Genomic DNA, 16,557 nt, shown 5'->3' with positions numbered 1-16,557 from the left:
GTCCGGGGCCGTTCCCGTGCGCGGGCTCCCGCGCGAGGGATGGTCAGTGCCCGTAGAAGATCCGCTCGAACACGGCGCGGGCCTTGCGGGTGGTCCGCAGGTAGTCCTCCTCCAGGAGGCGGGCGCCACCATGGCCGTACCCGCACCAGCGGGCCACCGCCTCGAGGTCCGCGCGCTTCGAGGGCAGGGCGTCGGAGCGACGCCCCGTGCGCAGCACGTTGCCGTTGCGCACCGCGGTGGCCAGGCGCCAGGCGGCGGCCAGGGCGGCGGCGTCCTCGGGAAGGACCAGCCCGTCCTCCTCCGCGGCGCGCAGGGCGCGCAGCGTGCTGGTGGTCCGCAGCCCGGGGACCCGGTGCGCGTGCTGCAGCTGCAGGGTCTGCACGAGCCACTCCACGTCCGAGAGCCCGCCCCGGCCCAGCTTCACGTGCCGGGACGGGTCCGCCCCGCGCGGCAGGCGCTCGTTCTCGACCCGCGCCTTCATCCGGCGGATCTCCAGCAGCTGCGCCTCGGTGAACTCGGCCGGATAGCGGCGGGGGTCGATCACCCGGCGGAACGCCTCGGCCAGGTCGTCGCTGCCGGCCACGGGAAGCGCCCGGGTGAGGGCCTGGAACTCCCACGTCTGGGCCCACCGGGCGTAGTACTCCGCGTAGGAGTCGACGGAGCGCACCATGGGCCCCTGCTTGCCCTCGGGGCGCAGGTCGTTGTCGATCTCCAGCACCCGCTCCGCCACGATGGGCGGGCTGCACGGCACCTTGAGCAGCTGCACCATCCGCTGCAGCAGGGTCTCGGCCTGCTCCCGGGCGGCGGCCGGGTCCGCGTCCCCCACGGGACCGTAGACGTACATGACGTCGGCGTCCGAGCCGTAGCCGATCTCCCGCCCGCCCTGCCGCCCCATCGCGACGACCAGCACCTCGGCGACGCGGCCGGAGCGGTCGTAGACCTCGCGCTCCGCGGCGTGCAGGGCGCCCAGGATGCAGGCGCGGTCGATGTCGGACAGCGCCTCGGCGACCCGCTCGACGTCGAGCAGCCCGGACGTGTCCGCGAGCGCCACGCGCAGCTCCTCGCGGCGGCGGATCAGCCGGATCATCCGCATCGCCTCGCCCGAGTCGGGGTGCCGGGCCATCTGCGAGCGGATCTCGGTCCACAGGGTCTCGAAGGGGACGGGGCAGAGGTCGTCGTCCTGGCCGAGCCAGGCGGTCGCCTCCGGGGAGTTCTCCAGCAGGTCGGTGACGTAGCGAGAGCTGGACAGGATCTGGCACAGCCGCTCGGCCGCCGCGTTGGAGTCGCGCAGCAGCCGCAGGAACCAGGGGGTGGTGCCCAGGGACTCCGAGAGCCGCCGGAAGCCCAGCAGCCCGGCGTCGGCGTCCACCCCGTCGGCCAGCCAGGACAGGAGCACGGGCAGCAGGGTCCGCAGGATCTCGGCCCGCCGGCTCACCCCGCGGGTGAGGGCCTCGATGTGCCGCACGGCCGCCTTCGGGTCCCGGTAGCCCAGGGCGGCCAGCCGGTCCCGCACCGACTCCGGGGAGAGGCTGGTGTCGCTCTCGGGCAGGTGGGCCAGCGCGGCCAGCAGCGGCCGGTAGAAGATCCGCTCGTGCATCCCGCGCACGTTGCGCTTGACCCTGCGCCACTCCTCGAGTAGCGACTCCGCCGAGGGCCGGGCGGTGTCCGCGGCACCCCGCAGGGACCGGGCCACGGTCACCAGCTCCCGCTCGGCGCGCGGCATGAGGTGAGTGCGGCGCATGCGGTAGAGCTGGATCCGGTGCTCCAGCAGGCGCAGCCATCGGTAGTGCGCGGCGAACTGCTCGCTGTCGCGGCGGCCGATGTAGCCGCCCTCGGACAGCGCGCGCAGCGAGTCGGTGGTGGCCCGGGTGCGGACCCTCTCGTCCGTGCGCCCGTGCACGAGCTGCAGCAGCTGGACGGTGAACTCGACGTCGCGCAGGCCGCCGGGGCCCAGCTTGATCTGCCGCTCGGCCTCGGCGTCGGGGATGTTGTCGGTGACCCGGCGCCGCATGGCCTGCACGGACTCCACGAAGCCCTCGCGCGCGGCGCTGCGCCAGACGTGCGGCTCGATCGCCTCCCGGTAGGCCTGGCCCAGCTGCGGGTCCCCCGCGATGGGGCGGGCCTTGAGCAGGGCCTGGAACTCCCAGGACTCCGCCCAGCGCTCGTAGTAGCGCACGTGGGACTCCAGGGTGCGCACGAGCGGCCCGTCCTTGCCCTCGGGGCGCAGGTTGGCGTCCACCTCCCACAGCGGCGGTTCTCCCGCGCGCGCCATGATCGCCCGGGCGGTGCCCGTGGCGAGGGCGGTGGCGATGCTCGTCGCCTCCGTGCCGTCGGGCCCGTCCTCCTCGGGCCCGGCGTCCACGGCCATGACGTGGACCACGTCGACGTCGGAGATGTAGTTGAGCTCCCGTGCCCCGCACTTGCCCATCCCGATCACGGCCAGCCGCACCCGGTCCACGAGCTCGGGGGCCCAGGTCCGTGCCGCCTCGGCCCGGGAGACGGCCAGCGCCGCCTCGAGCGCGGCGGCGGCGAGGTCGGCCAGCTGCCGGCCCACCGCCGGCATGTGGTCGGCCGGATAGAGGGCCCCGACGTCGCGGATCGCGATGCGGGTCAGCTCCCTGCGATAGGCGACGCGCAGGGCGGTGTAGGCGTCGTCGCCGGTGTCCCCGGCCACCGGGGTCCGGGCCGCGGGGTCGGCGCCCACCGCGCGCAGCAGCGCGGTGCGGAACTGCTCCGCGGGGATCTCCTCCGGCTCGGCGGCGGCCGGCTCCGCGAGCAGGTCGAGGTGCTCGGGCCGGCGCAGCAGGAACTCGCCCAGCGCCTCGGAGGCCCCCAGCAGCCGGAACAGGGTCTCGGAGGCCTCCGGGCCGGCGTTGATCCGCTCGGCCAGCTGGGGCGAGCCCTCCAGCAGACGGACCGTCAGCTGCAGGGCGACGTCGGGCGAGGCGGCCAGCGCCAGGCCCTCCAGCAGCCGGTCCTGGTCCACCGGGGCGAGCTCCGGGAACCCCAGCCAGCGCTGGGCGTTGGCCGTGTCCGCGAAGCCGAGCTTGATGAGCCGGCCGGAGGCGACGGGGTCCGTGGCGGAGGCGGACTGGGGAGGATGGGTCATGGCGCGCTCCGTCCCGGGCTCAGAGGATGCCGAGGTTGTTCTTGAGCTCGAAGGGAGTGACCACGCGACGGTAGTCGTTCCAGTCCCGGCGCTTGTTGCGCAGGAAGTAGTCGTAGACCTGCTCCCCGAGCAGCTCGGCCATGAACTCCGACTCCTCCGTCTCCCGGATGGCGTCGTAGAGGCTCGAGGGCAGCGGGTTGTGCCCCAGGGCGCGGCGCTCGGCGGAGCTCATCGCGGCGACGTCGTCCAGCTCCACGGGCGGGAGGTCGTACTCGTTCTCGATGCCCTGCAGCCCCGCCGCGAGCAGCGCGGCGTAGGACAGGTACGGATTGGTCGCGGAGTCGATGCCGCGGTACTCGATCCGCGCAGCCTGCACCTTGTCCGGCTTGGACAGCGGCACCCGCACGAGGGCGGAGCGGTTGTTGTGCCCCCAGGAGAGGTAGGAGGGTGCCTCTCCCCCGCCCCACAGCCGCTTGTAGGAGTTCACGAACTGGTTGGTCACCGAGGTGAACTCCGGGGCGTGCCGGAGGATGCCGGCGATGAAGTGCCGGGCCGTGCGGGAGAGCCGGAACTCGGAGCCGCCGTCGAAGAAGGCGTTGGTGTCCCCCTCGAAGAGGGAGAAGTGGGTGTGCATGCCCGAGCCGGGGTGCTCCGTGAAGGGCTTCGGCATGAAGGTGGCGTACAGCCCCTGGGCCAGCGCCACCTCCTTGATCACGGTGCGGAACGTCATGATGTTGTCGGCCGTCTGCAGGGCGTCGGCGTAGCGCAGGTCGATCTCGTTCTGCCCCGGGCCGGCCTCGTGGTGGGAGAACTCCACGGAGATCCCCACGGCCTCGAGCATGTTGACGGCCTTGCGCCGGAAGTCCTGCACGACGCCGCCGGGCACGTGGTCGAAGTAGCCCTCGTGGTCGACCGGCACCGGCTGGCCCTCGGCGTCGAGGTCCGCGGACTTCAGCAGGTAGAACTCGATCTCCGGGGCGGTGTAGCAGGTGAAGCCCATGTCGGAGGCCTTCTCCAGGACCCGCTTGAGCACCCCTCGCGGGTCCGAGGAGGCGGGCTCCCCGTCCGGGGTGAGGATGTTGCAGAACATCCGCGCGGTGGGCTCGGTCTCCCCGCGCCAGGGCAGGATCTGGAACGTGGAGGGGTCGGGCTGCAGGAGCATGTCCGCCTCGGAGACGCGGGAGAGGCCCTCGATCGAGGACCCGTCGAAGCCGAGCCCCTCCTCGAAGGCGGCCTCCACCTCGGCCGGGGCCAGCGCCACCGACTTGAGGGTGCCGACCACGTCCGTGAACCACATCCGCACGAAGCGCACGTCCCGCTCCTCGATGGTCCTGAGGACGAACTCCTGCTGACGGTCCATGGCTGTGTTCCTCGTCTTCCTGCCCGCGGCCGGGGCCGCGGGCGTGTGCCGTGCCGACACGGGCACGCCTGCTGTCCAGGCCACTCTAACGCGCCCGCCCGGGCCCTCCGCCGGGCGCGCGGAGCCCGCCGGTTAGGCTGGGGCCATGACCCAGGAGACCACCCGCCCGGAGCCGGGCGCGCTCGACGTGCGCCGGGTGCGCACCCACCACCTGCGCGAGGCGAAGCGCCGCGGCGAGAAGTTCACCATGCTCACGAGCTACGACGCGCTCACGGCGGCGATCTTCGACGCCGCCGGCGTCGACACGCTGCTCGTCGGGGACTCCGCGGGCAACAACGTCCTGGGCTACGCCACCACCCTGCCGGTGACCGTGGACGAGCTGCTGCCGCTGTGCCGTGCCGTGTCCGGTGCCGCCGAGCGCGCGTTCGTCGTCGCCGACCTGCCCTTCGGCTCCTACGAGGCCTCCCCGGAGCAGGCTGTGACCACAGCGGTGCGCTTCCTCAAGGAGGGCGGGGCGCACGCGGTGAAGCTGGAGGGCGGGGCCTGGTTCGCCCCGCACGTGCGGGCCATGGTCCAGACCGGGGTGCCGGTCGTGGCGCACCTGGGCTTCACGCCGCAGAGCGAGCACGCCCTGGGCGGCTACCGGGTGCAGGGCCGCGGCGACGCCGCACAGGCCCTGGTCGAGGACGCCCGCGCCCTCGAGTCCGCCGGGGCCTTCTGCCTGGTCCTGGAGATGGTCCCGGCCGAGGCCGCCCTCGCCGTGGACGCCGCCGTGGACATCCCCACCGTGGGGATCGGCGCCGGGTCCGGGACCACCGGCCAGGTTCTCGTGTGGCAGGACATGCTGGGGCTGCGCCGCGGACGGATGCCCCGTTTCGTGCAGCAGTACGCGGATCTCCACGGGGTGGTCACCGACGCCGTGGGCCGCTACGTCCGGGACGTGCGCGCCGGGACCTTCCCCGGTCCCGAGCACAGCTTCTGAGCAGCGGCGCTCACCCCTCGTCGAAGGCGCGGTCCTCCTCGTCCCACTTCCGGGTGCGCTCCGCCGCGAGCTTCAGGGCGTTCTGCGCCTCCTGGCGCGTGGCGTAGGGACCGAGCAGCTTGCGGTAGTCCGACTGCGGGCCCTCCTCGACCTCGTGGGTGTAGACGTTGAACCAGTACTCGCTCATGACCTCTCCTTCCCCGGGCCGCCCGGGCCGCCTCGACCGGACCGGCCGGGCACCCGGCGCGTTAGGGTAGATCCTAGGCCCCGACGGGGCCGGCAGACCCGAAGAACCAGGAGGACCAGACCCCCGTGCTCTCGCACAACCTCACCGCTCCCGGCGGCACCGCCCCCGTCGGCACCCTCGCTCCCGGGTCCCTGAGCCCCCAGCGTCCCGTCCCGGCGTCCATCCCGCGGCCCGAGTACGTCGGCCGGACCGAGCCCGACGAGGGCCGGGGCGGGAACGTCTACCCGCCCGAGGAGGTCGAGCTGATCCGGGAGGCGGGCCGGATCGCGGCCCGCGCCCTGCAGGAGGCCGGCCGGGCCGCCGTGCCCGGCGCCACCACCGACGACCTGGACCGGATCGCCCACGAGTACCTGTGCGACCACGGCGCCTATCCGTCCTGCCTGGGCTACCGGGGTTTCCCGAAGTCCATCTGCACGTCCCTCAACGAGGTGATCTGCCACGGCATCCCCGACTCCACGGTGCTGGAGGAGGGCGACATCATCAATCTCGACGTCACGGCCTACAAGAACGGCTTCCACGGCGACACGAACCGGATGTTCCTGGTGGGCGAGGTCGACGAGCAGTCCCGCCTGCTCGTCGAGCGCACCGAGGAGGCGCTGACCCGGGCCGTCAACGCCGTCCGGCCCGGCCGCGAGATCAACGTCATCGGCCGGGTGATCGAGAAGTACGCCCGGCGCTTCGGCTACGGCGTGGTCCGCGACTTCACCGGCCACGGCGTGGGCCGGGAGTTCCACTCCGGGCTCATCGTCCCGCACTACGACGCCGCCCCGTCCTACGCCACCCTCATGGTGCCCGGCATGGTCTTCACGATCGAGCCCATGCTGACCCTCGGCACGATCCACTGGGAGCAGTGGGACGACGACTGGACGGTCACCACCAGGGACCGGATGCGCACCGCGCAGTTCGAGCACACGCTGGCCGTGACGGAGGACGGCGTGGACGTGCTGACCCTGCCGTAGACTGCGCACTGATCATCCGACCACGGCCCCGAGAGGACCGCCCCATGACCACACCAGATCGCACCGTCGCGGACGTCCCGCACCGGCGAGTCATCGGTATCGACTTCGGCGGCACCGGGACCAAGGGCGGCATCGTCGACCTGGACACCGGTGAGCTCGTCGGCGAGCGCTTCCGCATCCCCACCCCGCGCCCGGCCACGCCGGAGAAGGTGGCTGAGGTCGTGGAGCAGATCGTGGCGGAGCTGCAGTCCCGCCCCGAGGCCCCGGCGCCGGACTCGCCGGTGGGCATCGTCTTCCCGGCGATCATCAAGGACGGGGTGGCCCTGTCCGCGGCGAACATCGACAAGTCCTGGATCGGCACGGACGTGGACGCGCTGATGACGGAGCGGCTGGGGCGGCCGGTCGAGGCGCTCAACGACGCCGACGCCGCGGGCCTGGCCGAGGCGGTCTACGGGGCCGGGCGCGGGGTGAAGGGCCTGGTCATCGTGATCACCCTGGGCACCGGCATCGGTTCGGCCCTGATCCTCAACGGCAAGCTGGTGCCCAACGCCGAGCTCGGCCACCTGGAGATCGACGGCCACGACGCCGAGACGAAGGCCTCCGCGGCGGCGCGCGAGCGCGAGGACATGCCCTGGAAGAAGTGGGCGACCACGCGGCTGCAGCGCTACTTCAGCCACGTCGAGTTCCTGTTCACCCCGAGCCTGTTCGTCGTGGGCGGCGGGGTGTCGAAGAAGGCGGACAAGTTCCTGCCCTTCCTGGAGCTGCGCACGCCGGTGAAGGTCGCCGAGCTGCGCAACAACGCGGGCATCGTGGGGGCGGCCCTGTGGGCGGGCATCCCGCACACGTCCGAGAGCTGACCCCCCCCACCAGTACCGCACCGGGAGAGAATCGTGAACAGGACCGAGGGAGAAGTCCGTCTGCCGAGCGTGGCCATCGGAGTGCCGACCTATCGGCGGCCGGAGGTGCTGCCCCGCCTGCTCCGAGAGCTGGGCGAACAGGCCGACGACCTCCTCGGGCGGACGGGGCGGCCCGCCGTGGCCGGGTCGGTGCGGATCGTCCTGGCCGACAACGACCCGGACCGCTCGGCGGAGACCACCGTGACCGAGCTGGCGCGCTCCTGTGCGGAGGGCGGACCGGAGGTGCGGTACGTGAGCGAACCGGTTCCCGGCATCGCCGCGGTGCGCAACCGGCTGCTCGAGGACACGGCCGACGCGGACGTCCTGCTCAGCATCGACGACGACGAACGTCCCCGACCGGGCTGGGCACGGCACCTGCTGGAGACCTGGAACCGGACGGGGGCGGCCTTCGTGGCCGGCAGGGTCGTCCCCGAGTACACCGGCGAGGTCGACCCGTGGCTGCTGGCCGGCCGGTTCTTCGTGCGCCGGCAGCTGCCCACGGGGACCACCGTCCCGTTCGCGGCCGGCGGGAACATGCTCCTCGACCTCGCCCAGGTCCGGGCCGCCGGGGTGCGCTACCGCGACGACTTCGGCCTCTCCGGGGGAGAGGACACCGTCTTCACCAAGGAGCTGCACGCCGCAGGCCGTTCCATCGTCTGGTGCAACGAGTCGGAGGCCGTGGACGTCGTGCCGGCCGAGCGTCAGACCCGCCGTTGGGTCCTGATCCGGGCCCTCAGTCACGGGAACTCCACGGTCCTGTCCGACACCGTGCTGGCGCCCTCCCGTCGGCGCCGGGCGGTCCGCGCCCAGGCCGCCGTCGCAGGTCTGGTGCGACTGGGAGGCGGCGCCGGCCGGGCTCTCGGGGGCTTCGCGGGCCGGGCGCCCGTGCACCAGGCCCGCGGGCTGCGCACCGCGTGCCGCGGCGCGGGGATGCTGCTCGGGGCGGCCGGCTGGTCGTACGAGGAGTACGGGCGCGACGGCCGGCTCGCCCGCTTCCGGCCGGGGGCATGAGCTCCGTGCTCCGCACCGGCTCCCTCCGCGCCCGGACAGCGCGCGGCGTCCTGCGCCCGGCCGCACGGGTGCTCGGGACACCTGTGCGCGTGCGGACGGACGCGCCGCGGATCGCACTGACGTTCGACGACGGGCCGGTGCGCGCGGTCACCCCCGGCATCCTGGACGTGCTGCGCGACTTCGACGCCCGCGCGACCTTCTTCGTGCTCATGACCAGGGCCCGACCCGACCCCGGCCTTGTGCGGGAGCTGGGCGCGGCCGGCCACGAGGTCGGCCTGCACGGGGCCGACCACCGCTCCCTGCGCACGTTCACGCCCGGGGAGGTCCGCGACCGGACACGACGTGCCCGGGACGAGCTGGAGCAGATCACCGGAGCATCCGTGACCTGGTTCCGGCCGCCCTACGGCGAGCAGTCCCCGGCGAGGTGGGCGGCGGTGCGCAGCCTGGGCCTGGAGCCGGTGCTGTGGTCCGCCACCACTTGGGATTGGAAGGACGTCCCGCAGGCCCGCCGTGTCGAGAAGGCCATCGACGGCTGCTCCGCCGGGGCCATCCTGCTGGCCCACGACAACTTCGCCGACGAGGTCGACGGTGTCAGCGACGGGCCCCGGCCCGAGGTGGACAAGACGGACCTGCTCACCCGCGTGCTCTCCGGGCTGGCCGATCGCGGGACGTCGGCCACGACGGTGTCCGAGCTACTCGGCACGGGCCGCTTCGAGCGACGCATCAGCTTCGCCGGCTGATCGACGGCAGAAAAAAACCCGCCGGGGGCCGCGGCTTCCCCTCCGCAGCCCCCGGCGGGAGCTTGTTACGTTCCTTACTCTACGACCCTCCTCCGGCCTGCGGCAAGGGACACGCCGGGACGTGTCGCCGCGGTGCGGCGCTCACAGCAGCCGGGGCTGGGACACGCCGTCGAGGCTGCGGGGCCGGGCCCGGCGGCCGGAGCGCTTCTTCGCCCCGGCACCGGCGGGTTCCACCGCGGCGGGGATGGTCTGCTGGCCGGACTGCTCGGCCTGCTGCTGCCGCAGCAGGTCGATGGCCTCCTCGAAGTCGCCGAGGCCGTCGAAGGCCTGGTAGACGCTCGCGAAGCGGAGGTAGGCCACCACGTCCAGGCGGCGCAGCGGGGCCAGAATCGCCAGCCCCACCTCGTGGGCCTCGATCTCCGCGGCGCCCAGGGCACGGATCGTCTCCTCGACCTCCTGGGCGAGCATCGCGAGGTCGTCCTCGCTCACCGGCCGGCCCTGGCAGGCCTTGCGCACCCCGTTGACGATCTTCTGCCGGTCGAAGGGCTCGGTGACGCCCGAGCGCTTGATCACGGAGATCGTGGTCGTCTCGAGCGTGGTGAACCGGCGGCCGCACTCGGAGCACTGGCGGCGGCGGCGGATCGCCGTCCCGTCGTCCGTGGTGCGGCTGTCCACGACGCGGGAGTCGGTGTGGCGGCAGAACGGGCAGTGCACGGTCGGATCAGCCCCCGGTGCGGATCGTGATGGCCGCGCCGTGCGCGGGCAGGTCCTCGGAGTCGGCCAGGGCCACGATGTCCGCGCCGATCTCGGCGAGGGCCTCCCGGGAGTACTCCACGACCTGCACGGCCTTCAGGAAGGAGGTGGTGGACAGGCCCTGCGCGTGCACGGCCGTGCCCCCGGTGGGGAGCACGTGGTTGGACCCGGCGGCGTAGTCGCCCAGCGGGACGGGGCTGTACGGGCCCACGAAGATGGCCCCGGCGTTGCGCACCCGGGCGGCGACCTCCTGCGGGGCGGCGGTGTGGATCTCGAGGTGCTCGGCGGCGTAGGCGTCGGCCACCGCGATCGAGGCGTCGAGGTCGTCCGTGAGCACCGCCCCGGACTGCGGTCCGGACAGCGCGGTGGCGACCCGCTCGCGGTGCCGGGTGCGGGGCACCTGCACGGCGAGCTCCGCCGCGACGCGCTCGGCCAGGGCCGGCGAGTGGGTGATCAGCACGGACCCGGCGGCGGGGTCGTGCTCGGCCTGGGAGATGAGGTCGGCGGCGACGTAGGCGGGGTTCGCGGTGTCGTCGGCCAGCACGGCGATCTCGGTGGTCCCCGCCTCCGCGTCCACGCCCACCACGGAGCGCAGCAGCCGCTTGGCCGTGGCCACGTAGACGTTGCCGGGGCCGGTGACGGTGTCCACGGGCTCCAGCACGTCCTCGCCGTCGACCACGCCGTGGGCCATGGCCGCGAGGGACTGGGCCCCGCCGACGGCCCAGACCTCGTCCACCCCGAGGAGACCGGCCGCGGCGAGGATCGTGGGGTGCGGCAGGCCGTCGAACTCCCGCTGCGGCGGGCTGCACAGGACGATCGAGCCGACCCCGGCCGCCTGGGCCGGGACGACGTTCATGACCACCGACGAGGGATAGACGGCCAGTCCGCCCGGGACGTAGAGACCGGCCCGGCGGATGGGGGTCCAGCGCTGGACCAGGACGGCGCCGGGAGCGACCTCGAGGCGGGCGTCGGCCGGGCGCTGGGCCGCCGCGAACGCCCGGGTGCGCTGGATCGCCGTCTGCAGGCCGCGGCGCACCGCAGGGTCCAGTGCGTCGACCGCCCGCCGGATCTCGGCGGGGTCCACGCGCAGCCGCTGCTGCTCCACGCCGTCGAAGCGCCGGGCGTAGCGGCGCAGGGCAGCGGCGCCCTCCGCGCGGACGGCGGCGATGATCTCCTCCACGGCCTGCTCGGCGGAGGCCAGGGAGGAGGTGCTCTGCCGGGGCACGGCCGCGCGCAGCTCGGCCCAGGACAGCTGCCGGCCGCGGAGGTCGATCGTGCGCAGGGCGGGAGTCGTGGTGGTCTCAGCAGTAGTCACGTGTCCATGGTATTCCACCGCACCACCGCCGGCGGGGCCCGGGTCTTGCGCTCCGCGGCCGGCTCGGCTAGACCTCCAGGCAGGTGGGCCCGAGCAGCACCTTCAGGTCCCCGAACAGGGCCGGGGAGGGGTTCACCCGCAGGTCCGGGCCCAGCCGCAGGATCTGCACCTTCTGCCGGGTCTCGAGGTGGATGCGCACCTCGGAGTCCCCGCGGTGGTTGCGCAGCACCGCCCCGATCTCCTGCACGGTGGCCTCGGTGGCCCGGAACTCGGGCAGCGCGATCAGCACCGGCCCGTTGTGCCCGTCCGCGGAGAGCTCCGGCACGGTCAGCTCCTGGGCGGAGATGGTCACCGACCCGTCGTCCCGGCGCTGCAGCCGGCCCTTGATCACGCAGATCAGGTCCTCGGCCAGCACCCCGGCGATGGGGGCGTAGGCCTTGCCGAAGAACATGATCTCGATCGAGCCGGTCCGGTCCTCGAGCTCCACCCGGGCGTAGGCGTTGCCGGAGGTCTTGGCGATCCGCCGGGACAGGGAGGTGATCATGCCCGCGACCGTGACGACCGCGCCGTCGGGCCGGCCGTCCTCCCCCAGCAGCGGCTGGATCGAGGTGTCGGCGTACTGCCCCAGGGCCTCGTCGAGCCCGCGCAGCGGGTGGTCGGACACGTACAGGCCCAGCATCTCGCGCTCGAATGCCAGCAGGTCCTTGCGCTCCCACTCGGGGACGTCGGGCACCGCCACGGTCAGGGAGGTGGTGGGGTCCTCCTCGTCCAGGCCCATCCCGCCGAAGAGGTCGAACTGCCCGGCCGCCTCCTGGCGCTTGACGGCCACCGTGGCGTCCACGGCCTCCTCGTGGCACATCACCAGGCCCCGCCGGGTGTGGCCCAGGCGGTCGAACGCGCCGGCCTTCACGAGGGACTCGATGGTGCGCTTGTTGCACACCACCGCGGGCACCTTGGCGAGGAAGTCGTTGAAGGAGGTGAAGGCCCCGTGCTCCTCCCGGGCCTCGACCATGGCGCCGACCACGTTGGCCCCCACGTTGCGCACCGCGCCCATGCCGAAGCGGATGTCGGTGCCCACCGGGGTGAAGTTCAGCGCGGACTCGTTGACGTCCGGGGGCAGCACGGTGATGCCCATCCGGCGGCACTCGGTGAGGTAGAGGGCCAGCTTGTCCTTGTCGTCGCCCACCGAGGTGAGCAGCGCGGCCATGTACTCGGCCGGGTAGTGCGCCTTGAGGTAGGCCGTCCAGTAGGAGACGAGGCCGTAGGCCGCGGAGTGGGCCTTGTTGAAGGCGTAGTCGGAGAACGGCAGCAGGATGTCCCACAGGGCCTTGATCGCCCCCTCCGAGTAGCCGCGCTCCGCCATGCCCCCGTGGAAGCCCTCGTACTGCTTGTCCAGCTCGGACTTCTTCTTCTTGCCCATGGCGCGGCGCAGGATGTCGGCCTGGCCCAGGGAGAAGCCGGCCACCTTCTGGGCGATCGCCATGACCTGCTCCTGGTAGACGATCAGCCCGTAGGTGGTGTTGAGGATCTCGGCGAGCGGCTCCTCGAGCTCGGGGTGGATCGGGGTGATCTCCTGCTGGCCGGTCTTGCGCAGCGCGTAGTTGGTGTGCGAGTTCGCGCCCATCGGACCGGGCCGGTAGAGGGCGATCACGGCGGAGATGTCCTCGAAGTTGTCCGGGCGCATGAGCTTGAGCAGCTGGCGCATGGGCCCGCCGTCGAGCTGGAACACCCCGAGGGTGTCGCCGCGGGCCAGCAGCTCGTAGGACTCGGCGTCCTCGAGGCCGAGGTGCTCGAGGTCAAGGACGAAGCCGTCCTGGTTGAGCGTGATGTTCTCCAGGGCGTCGGAGATGATGGTGAGGTTGCGCAGGCCCAGGAAGTCCATCTTGATCAGCCCCAGCCCCTCGCACGTGGGGTAGTCGAACTGGGTGATCACCTGGCCGTCCTGCTCGCGGCGCATGATCGGGATGATGTCGATCAGCGGGTGCGAGGACATGATCACGCCCGCCGCGTGCACCCCCCACTGCCGCTTGAGGCCCTCGAGCCCCTCGGCGGTCTCGAAGATCTTCTTCGCCTCGGGGTCCTGGGCGAGGACCTCGCGCAGCTCGTCCGCCTCGCCGTGGCGCTTGGCGGACTCGTCGTAGACGTCCTTGAGGGAGATGCCCTTGCCCATCACGTCCGGCGGCATGGCCTTGGTCAGCTTCTCCCCCATGGAGAACGGGTAGCCCAGCACGCGGGAGGAGTCCTTCAGGGCCTGCTTGGCCTTGATGGTGCCGTAGGTGACGATCATGGCCACGCGCTCGTCGCCGTACTTCTCGGTGACGTAGTGGATGACCTCCGCGCGGCGGCGGTCGTCGAAGTCGACGTCGAAGTCGGGCATGGACACGCGGTCCGGGTTGAGGAAGCGCTCGAAGATCAGCCCGTGCTGGAGCGGGTTCAGTTCGGTGATGCGCATGGCGTAGGCGACCATGGACCCGGCCCCGGAGCCGCGGCCCGGGCCCACGCGGATCCCGTTGTTCTTCGCCCAGTTGATGAAGTCGGCCACCACCAGGAAGTACCCGGGGAAGCCCATCTGCAGGATGATGCCCTTCTCGTAGTCCGCCTGGCGCTGGACGTCCTCGGGGATCCCGCCGGGGAAGCGGTGGTGCAGGCCCTTCTGGACCTCCTCCACGAACCAGGACTCCTCGTCGTGGCCCTCCGGGGTCGGGAAGCGGGGCATGTAGTTGGCGGAGGTGTCGAACTCCACGTGGCACCGCTCGGCGATCTCGAGGGTGTTGTCGCAGGCCTCCGGGAAGTCGCGGAAGAGCTCGCGCATCTCGGCCGGGGACTTCAGGTAGAACTCGTCCGCGTCGAACTTGAACCGCTTGGGGTCGGCCAGGGACGAGCCCGACTGCACGCACAGCAGCGCCGCGTGGGACTTCGCGTCCTCGGCGTGGGTGTAGTGCAGGTCGTTGGTGGCCACCAGCGGCAGCTGCAGGTCCTTGGCCAGCTTGAGCAGGTCGCTCGTCACGTTCTTCTCGATCGCGAGGCCGTGGTCCATGAGCTCGCAGTAGAAGTTCTCGGCCCCGAAGATGTCGCGGAACTCCGCGGCGGCCTGCCGGGCCTCCTGGTACTGGCCCAGGCGCAGCCGGGTCTGGATCTCCCCGGAGGGGCAGCCCGTGGTGGCGATCAGGCCCTTGCCGTAGGTGCTCAGCAGCTCCCGGTCCATGCGCGGCTTGTACAGCTGGCCCTCGAGGGAGGCCAGGGAGGAGGCCCGGAACAGGTTCTGCATGCCCTGCGTCGTCTCCGCCAGCAGGGTCATGTGCGTGTAGGCGCCGCCGCCGGAGACGTCGTCGCGGCCGCCGTCGGCGAACTTCACGCGGGTGCGGTCCGAGCGGGCGGTGCCCGGGGTGAGGTAGGCCTCCACCCCGATGATCGGCTTGATCCCCGCGTTGCGGGCCTTGTTCCAGAAGTCGAAGGCGCCGAAGACGAAGCCGTGGTCGGTGGTCGCGAGGGAGGACATCCCCATCTCGTGACAGGCTTCGAAGAGGTCATCGAGCCGTGCCGCACCGTCGAGCATGGAGTACTCGGTGTGCACGTGCAGGTGGGTGAAGCTGTTCTTGCCGGATGCCGTCGTCACCCGACCAGTGTAGTCGTCCCCGCCGACCGCTCCGCCGCGCCGGGGGCCCGCCGGATCAGGCGGGCCCACCGTCCCGGAGGGTCTCCAGGGCGAAGGCGAGGTCCGGCGGATAGGGGCTGTCGAACTCGACCGGCTCCCCCGTGCCGGGGTGCTCGAAACCGAGCCCCTTGGCGTGCAGCCACTGCCGGGTCAGCCCCAGTCCGGCCGACAGCGCCGGGTCCGCCCCGTAGGTCAGGTCCCCGCAGCAGGGGTGGCGCAGCGCGGAGAAGTGCACCCGGATCTGGTGGGTGCGCCCGGTCTCCAGGTGCACCTCCACCAGGGCCGCGCGCCCGAAGGCCTCCAGCACCTCGTAGTGGGTGACCGACGCGCGCCCGCCCTCGACCACGGCGAAGCGCCAGTCGTAGCCGGGGTGCCGCCCGATCGGGGCGTCGACGGTCCCGCGCAACGGGTCCGGCAGGCCCTGGACTACGGTGTGGTAGACCTTCGTGACCGTCCGCTCCTTGAACGCCCGCTTGAGCGCGGTGTACGCCCGCTCGGTGCGGGCCACGACCATCAGCCCGGACGTGCCGACGTCCAGCCGGTGCACCACGCCCTGCCGCTCCGGCGCCCCGGAGGTGCTCACGCCCACACCGGCCCCGGCCAGGGCGCCCACCACGGTGGGGCCCTTCCAGCCCGGCGACGGGTGCGCGGCCACCCCCGCCGGCTTGTCGATCACCACGATGTCGTCGTCCAGGTGGACCACCCGGAAATCCTCGACCAGCTGCGGCACGATCCGGGACGGGTCCTCCGGCACGGGCACCTGCACCGTGAGCGTCTGGGCGGCCTCCACCCGGAAGGACTTGGGGACCGGGCGGTCGCGGTGCAGCACCCGCCCCTCCGCGCACAGGGCGGCGGCCGCGGAACGGGACAGGCCCGCGAGCGCGGCGACCGCCGCGTCCGCGCGCTGGCCCTCCAATTCGGGCGGCACGGTGAAGCGCTCGGTGGTGTGCTCCGGCTCAGCCACGGGAGCCCTCCTCCTCCGGCGCGGGGCGGTCCGCGGTCCGGGTGCCGTCGAGCTCCCGGCCGAGCAGGGTCAGGAGCACCACCAGGCCCACGCCCACCACGACCCCGCAGTCGGCGATGTTGAAGATCGCGAAGCGCGGCACGGCGATGAAGTCCACCACGTGGCCCACCGCGAAGCCCGGCTCCCGCAGGAGGCGGTCGGTGAGGTTGCCGAGGGCCCCGCCGAGGACCAGCCCCAGGGCCAGCGCCCACCCGGCCGAGCGCACCCGGCGCAGGGTCAGCACGATGACCACGGAGACGACCGCCATCACCACGGTGAACAGCCAGGTCACGTTCTCGCCCAGGGAGAACGCCGCCCCGGGGTTGCGGATGAACTGCCACCACAGCAGGCCCTCGACCACCGGGGTCCGCTGGCCGAGCGCCATGGTGCTCACCACCCACCACTTGGTGAGCTGGTCCAGGACGTAGACCAGCAGCGCGGCGCCCGCGGCCAGGAGCAGCACGCGGCGGCGGCCCGCCCCGCCGGTGGCGCCCGCGGGGGCTTCGGGGTGCTCGCTCATGCTCTCC

General features: G+C 72.7%; 13 protein-coding genes. 5 read left to right on the top strand and 8 right to left on the bottom strand.

Annotated features, from left to right (window positions below):
• Positions 1-43 precede the first annotated feature (43 nt).
• Both PU704_RS04140 and glnA read right to left on the bottom strand, forming a co-directional pair.
• Entirely contained in the window at positions 44-3,109 is a 3,066-nt protein-coding gene (locus PU704_RS04140; RefSeq protein ID WP_277550292.1) for a bifunctional [glutamine synthetase] adenylyltransferase/[glutamine synthetase]-adenylyl-L-tyrosine phosphorylase, read from the bottom strand.
• A gap of 19 nt (positions 3,110-3,128) precedes the next feature.
• Positions 3,129-4,469 carry a type I glutamate--ammonia ligase gene (glnA, locus tag PU704_RS04135; protein WP_277550290.1) on the bottom strand — a complete coding sequence of 447 codons (1,341 nt, stop codon included), beginning with the start codon at positions 4,467-4,469 and terminating at the stop codon, positions 3,129-3,131.
• A 145-nt stretch (positions 4,470-4,614) separates the two neighbouring features.
• Between glnA and panB the strand changes: the two genes are divergently transcribed.
• The gene (panB, locus tag PU704_RS04130) at positions 4,615-5,451 is read left to right on the top strand and encodes a 3-methyl-2-oxobutanoate hydroxymethyltransferase (RefSeq protein ID WP_277550289.1); all 837 of its coding nucleotides are present in this window, start codon (positions 4,615-4,617) and stop codon (positions 5,449-5,451) included.
• 10 nt (positions 5,452-5,461) lie between these two features.
• Here panB and PU704_RS04125 read toward each other — a convergent pair whose 3' ends face one another.
• Entirely contained in the window at positions 5,462-5,638 is a 177-nt protein-coding gene (locus tag PU704_RS04125; protein ID WP_277550288.1) for an SPOR domain-containing protein, read from the bottom strand.
• Positions 5,639-5,763: 125 nt separating this feature from the next.
• Here PU704_RS04125 and map point away from each other — a divergent pair, with 125 nt between their 5' ends.
• From map to PU704_RS04105, 4 genes are read left to right on the top strand one after another with little or no spacing between them, the layout of a single operon-like run.
• On the top strand, positions 5,764-6,657 hold the full coding sequence (map, locus tag PU704_RS04120; RefSeq protein WP_277550287.1) for a type I methionyl aminopeptidase: 894 nt from the start codon (positions 5,764-5,766) through the stop codon (positions 6,655-6,657).
• 44 nt (positions 6,658-6,701) lie between these two features.
• Positions 6,702-7,514 carry a polyphosphate--glucose phosphotransferase gene (gene ppgK / locus PU704_RS04115; protein ID WP_277550286.1) on the top strand — a complete coding sequence of 271 codons (813 nt, stop codon included), beginning with the start codon at positions 6,702-6,704 and terminating at the stop codon, positions 7,512-7,514.
• A gap of 33 nt (positions 7,515-7,547) precedes the next feature.
• Positions 7,548-8,564 carry a glycosyltransferase family 2 protein gene (locus tag PU704_RS04110; protein ID WP_277550285.1) on the top strand — a complete coding sequence of 339 codons (1,017 nt, stop codon included), beginning with the start codon at positions 7,548-7,550 and terminating at the stop codon, positions 8,562-8,564.
• Positions 8,561-9,304 carry a polysaccharide deacetylase family protein gene (locus tag PU704_RS04105; protein ID WP_277550284.1) on the top strand — a complete coding sequence of 248 codons (744 nt, stop codon included), beginning with the start codon at positions 8,561-8,563 and terminating at the stop codon, positions 9,302-9,304. Before PU704_RS04110 ends, PU704_RS04105 begins: the two co-directional genes overlap by 4 nt.
• Positions 9,305-9,445: 141 nt before the next feature.
• Here the strand turns inward: PU704_RS04105 and nrdR are convergent, their stop codons facing one another.
• The 5 genes from nrdR to lspA form a co-directional block, all read right to left on the bottom strand.
• Positions 9,446-10,018 carry a transcriptional regulator NrdR gene (gene nrdR / locus PU704_RS04100; protein ID WP_047801488.1) on the bottom strand — a complete coding sequence of 191 codons (573 nt, stop codon included), beginning with the start codon at positions 10,016-10,018 and terminating at the stop codon, positions 9,446-9,448.
• Positions 10,019-10,025: 7 nt separating this feature from the next.
• Positions 10,026-11,372 (bottom strand): histidinol dehydrogenase, encoded by a 1,347-nt coding sequence (hisD, locus tag PU704_RS04095; RefSeq protein WP_277550283.1) that lies wholly within the window; start codon positions 11,370-11,372, stop codon positions 10,026-10,028.
• Positions 11,373-11,439: 67 nt separating this feature from the next.
• On the bottom strand, positions 11,440-14,928 hold the full coding sequence (dnaE, locus tag PU704_RS04090; RefSeq protein ID WP_380113149.1) for a DNA polymerase III subunit alpha: 3,489 nt from the start codon (positions 14,926-14,928) through the stop codon (positions 11,440-11,442).
• A 115-nt stretch (positions 14,929-15,043) separates the two neighbouring features.
• The gene (locus tag PU704_RS04085) at positions 15,044-15,991 is read right to left on the bottom strand and encodes an RluA family pseudouridine synthase (RefSeq protein ID WP_277550280.1); all 948 of its coding nucleotides are present in this window, start codon (positions 15,989-15,991) and stop codon (positions 15,044-15,046) included.
• Positions 15,984-16,550, bottom strand: a complete 567-nt coding sequence (lspA, locus tag PU704_RS04080) for a signal peptidase II (RefSeq protein ID WP_277550279.1) — start codon at positions 16,548-16,550, stop codon at positions 15,984-15,986. Before lspA ends, PU704_RS04085 begins: the two co-directional genes overlap by 8 nt.
• Positions 16,551-16,557 lie beyond the last annotated feature (7 nt).

The organism is Kocuria oceani (assembly GCF_029524215.1).
Taxonomy (GTDB): domain Bacteria; phylum Actinomycetota; class Actinomycetes; order Actinomycetales; family Micrococcaceae; genus Kocuria; species Kocuria oceani.
This window is presented reverse-complemented; position numbering and strand designations above follow the sequence as displayed.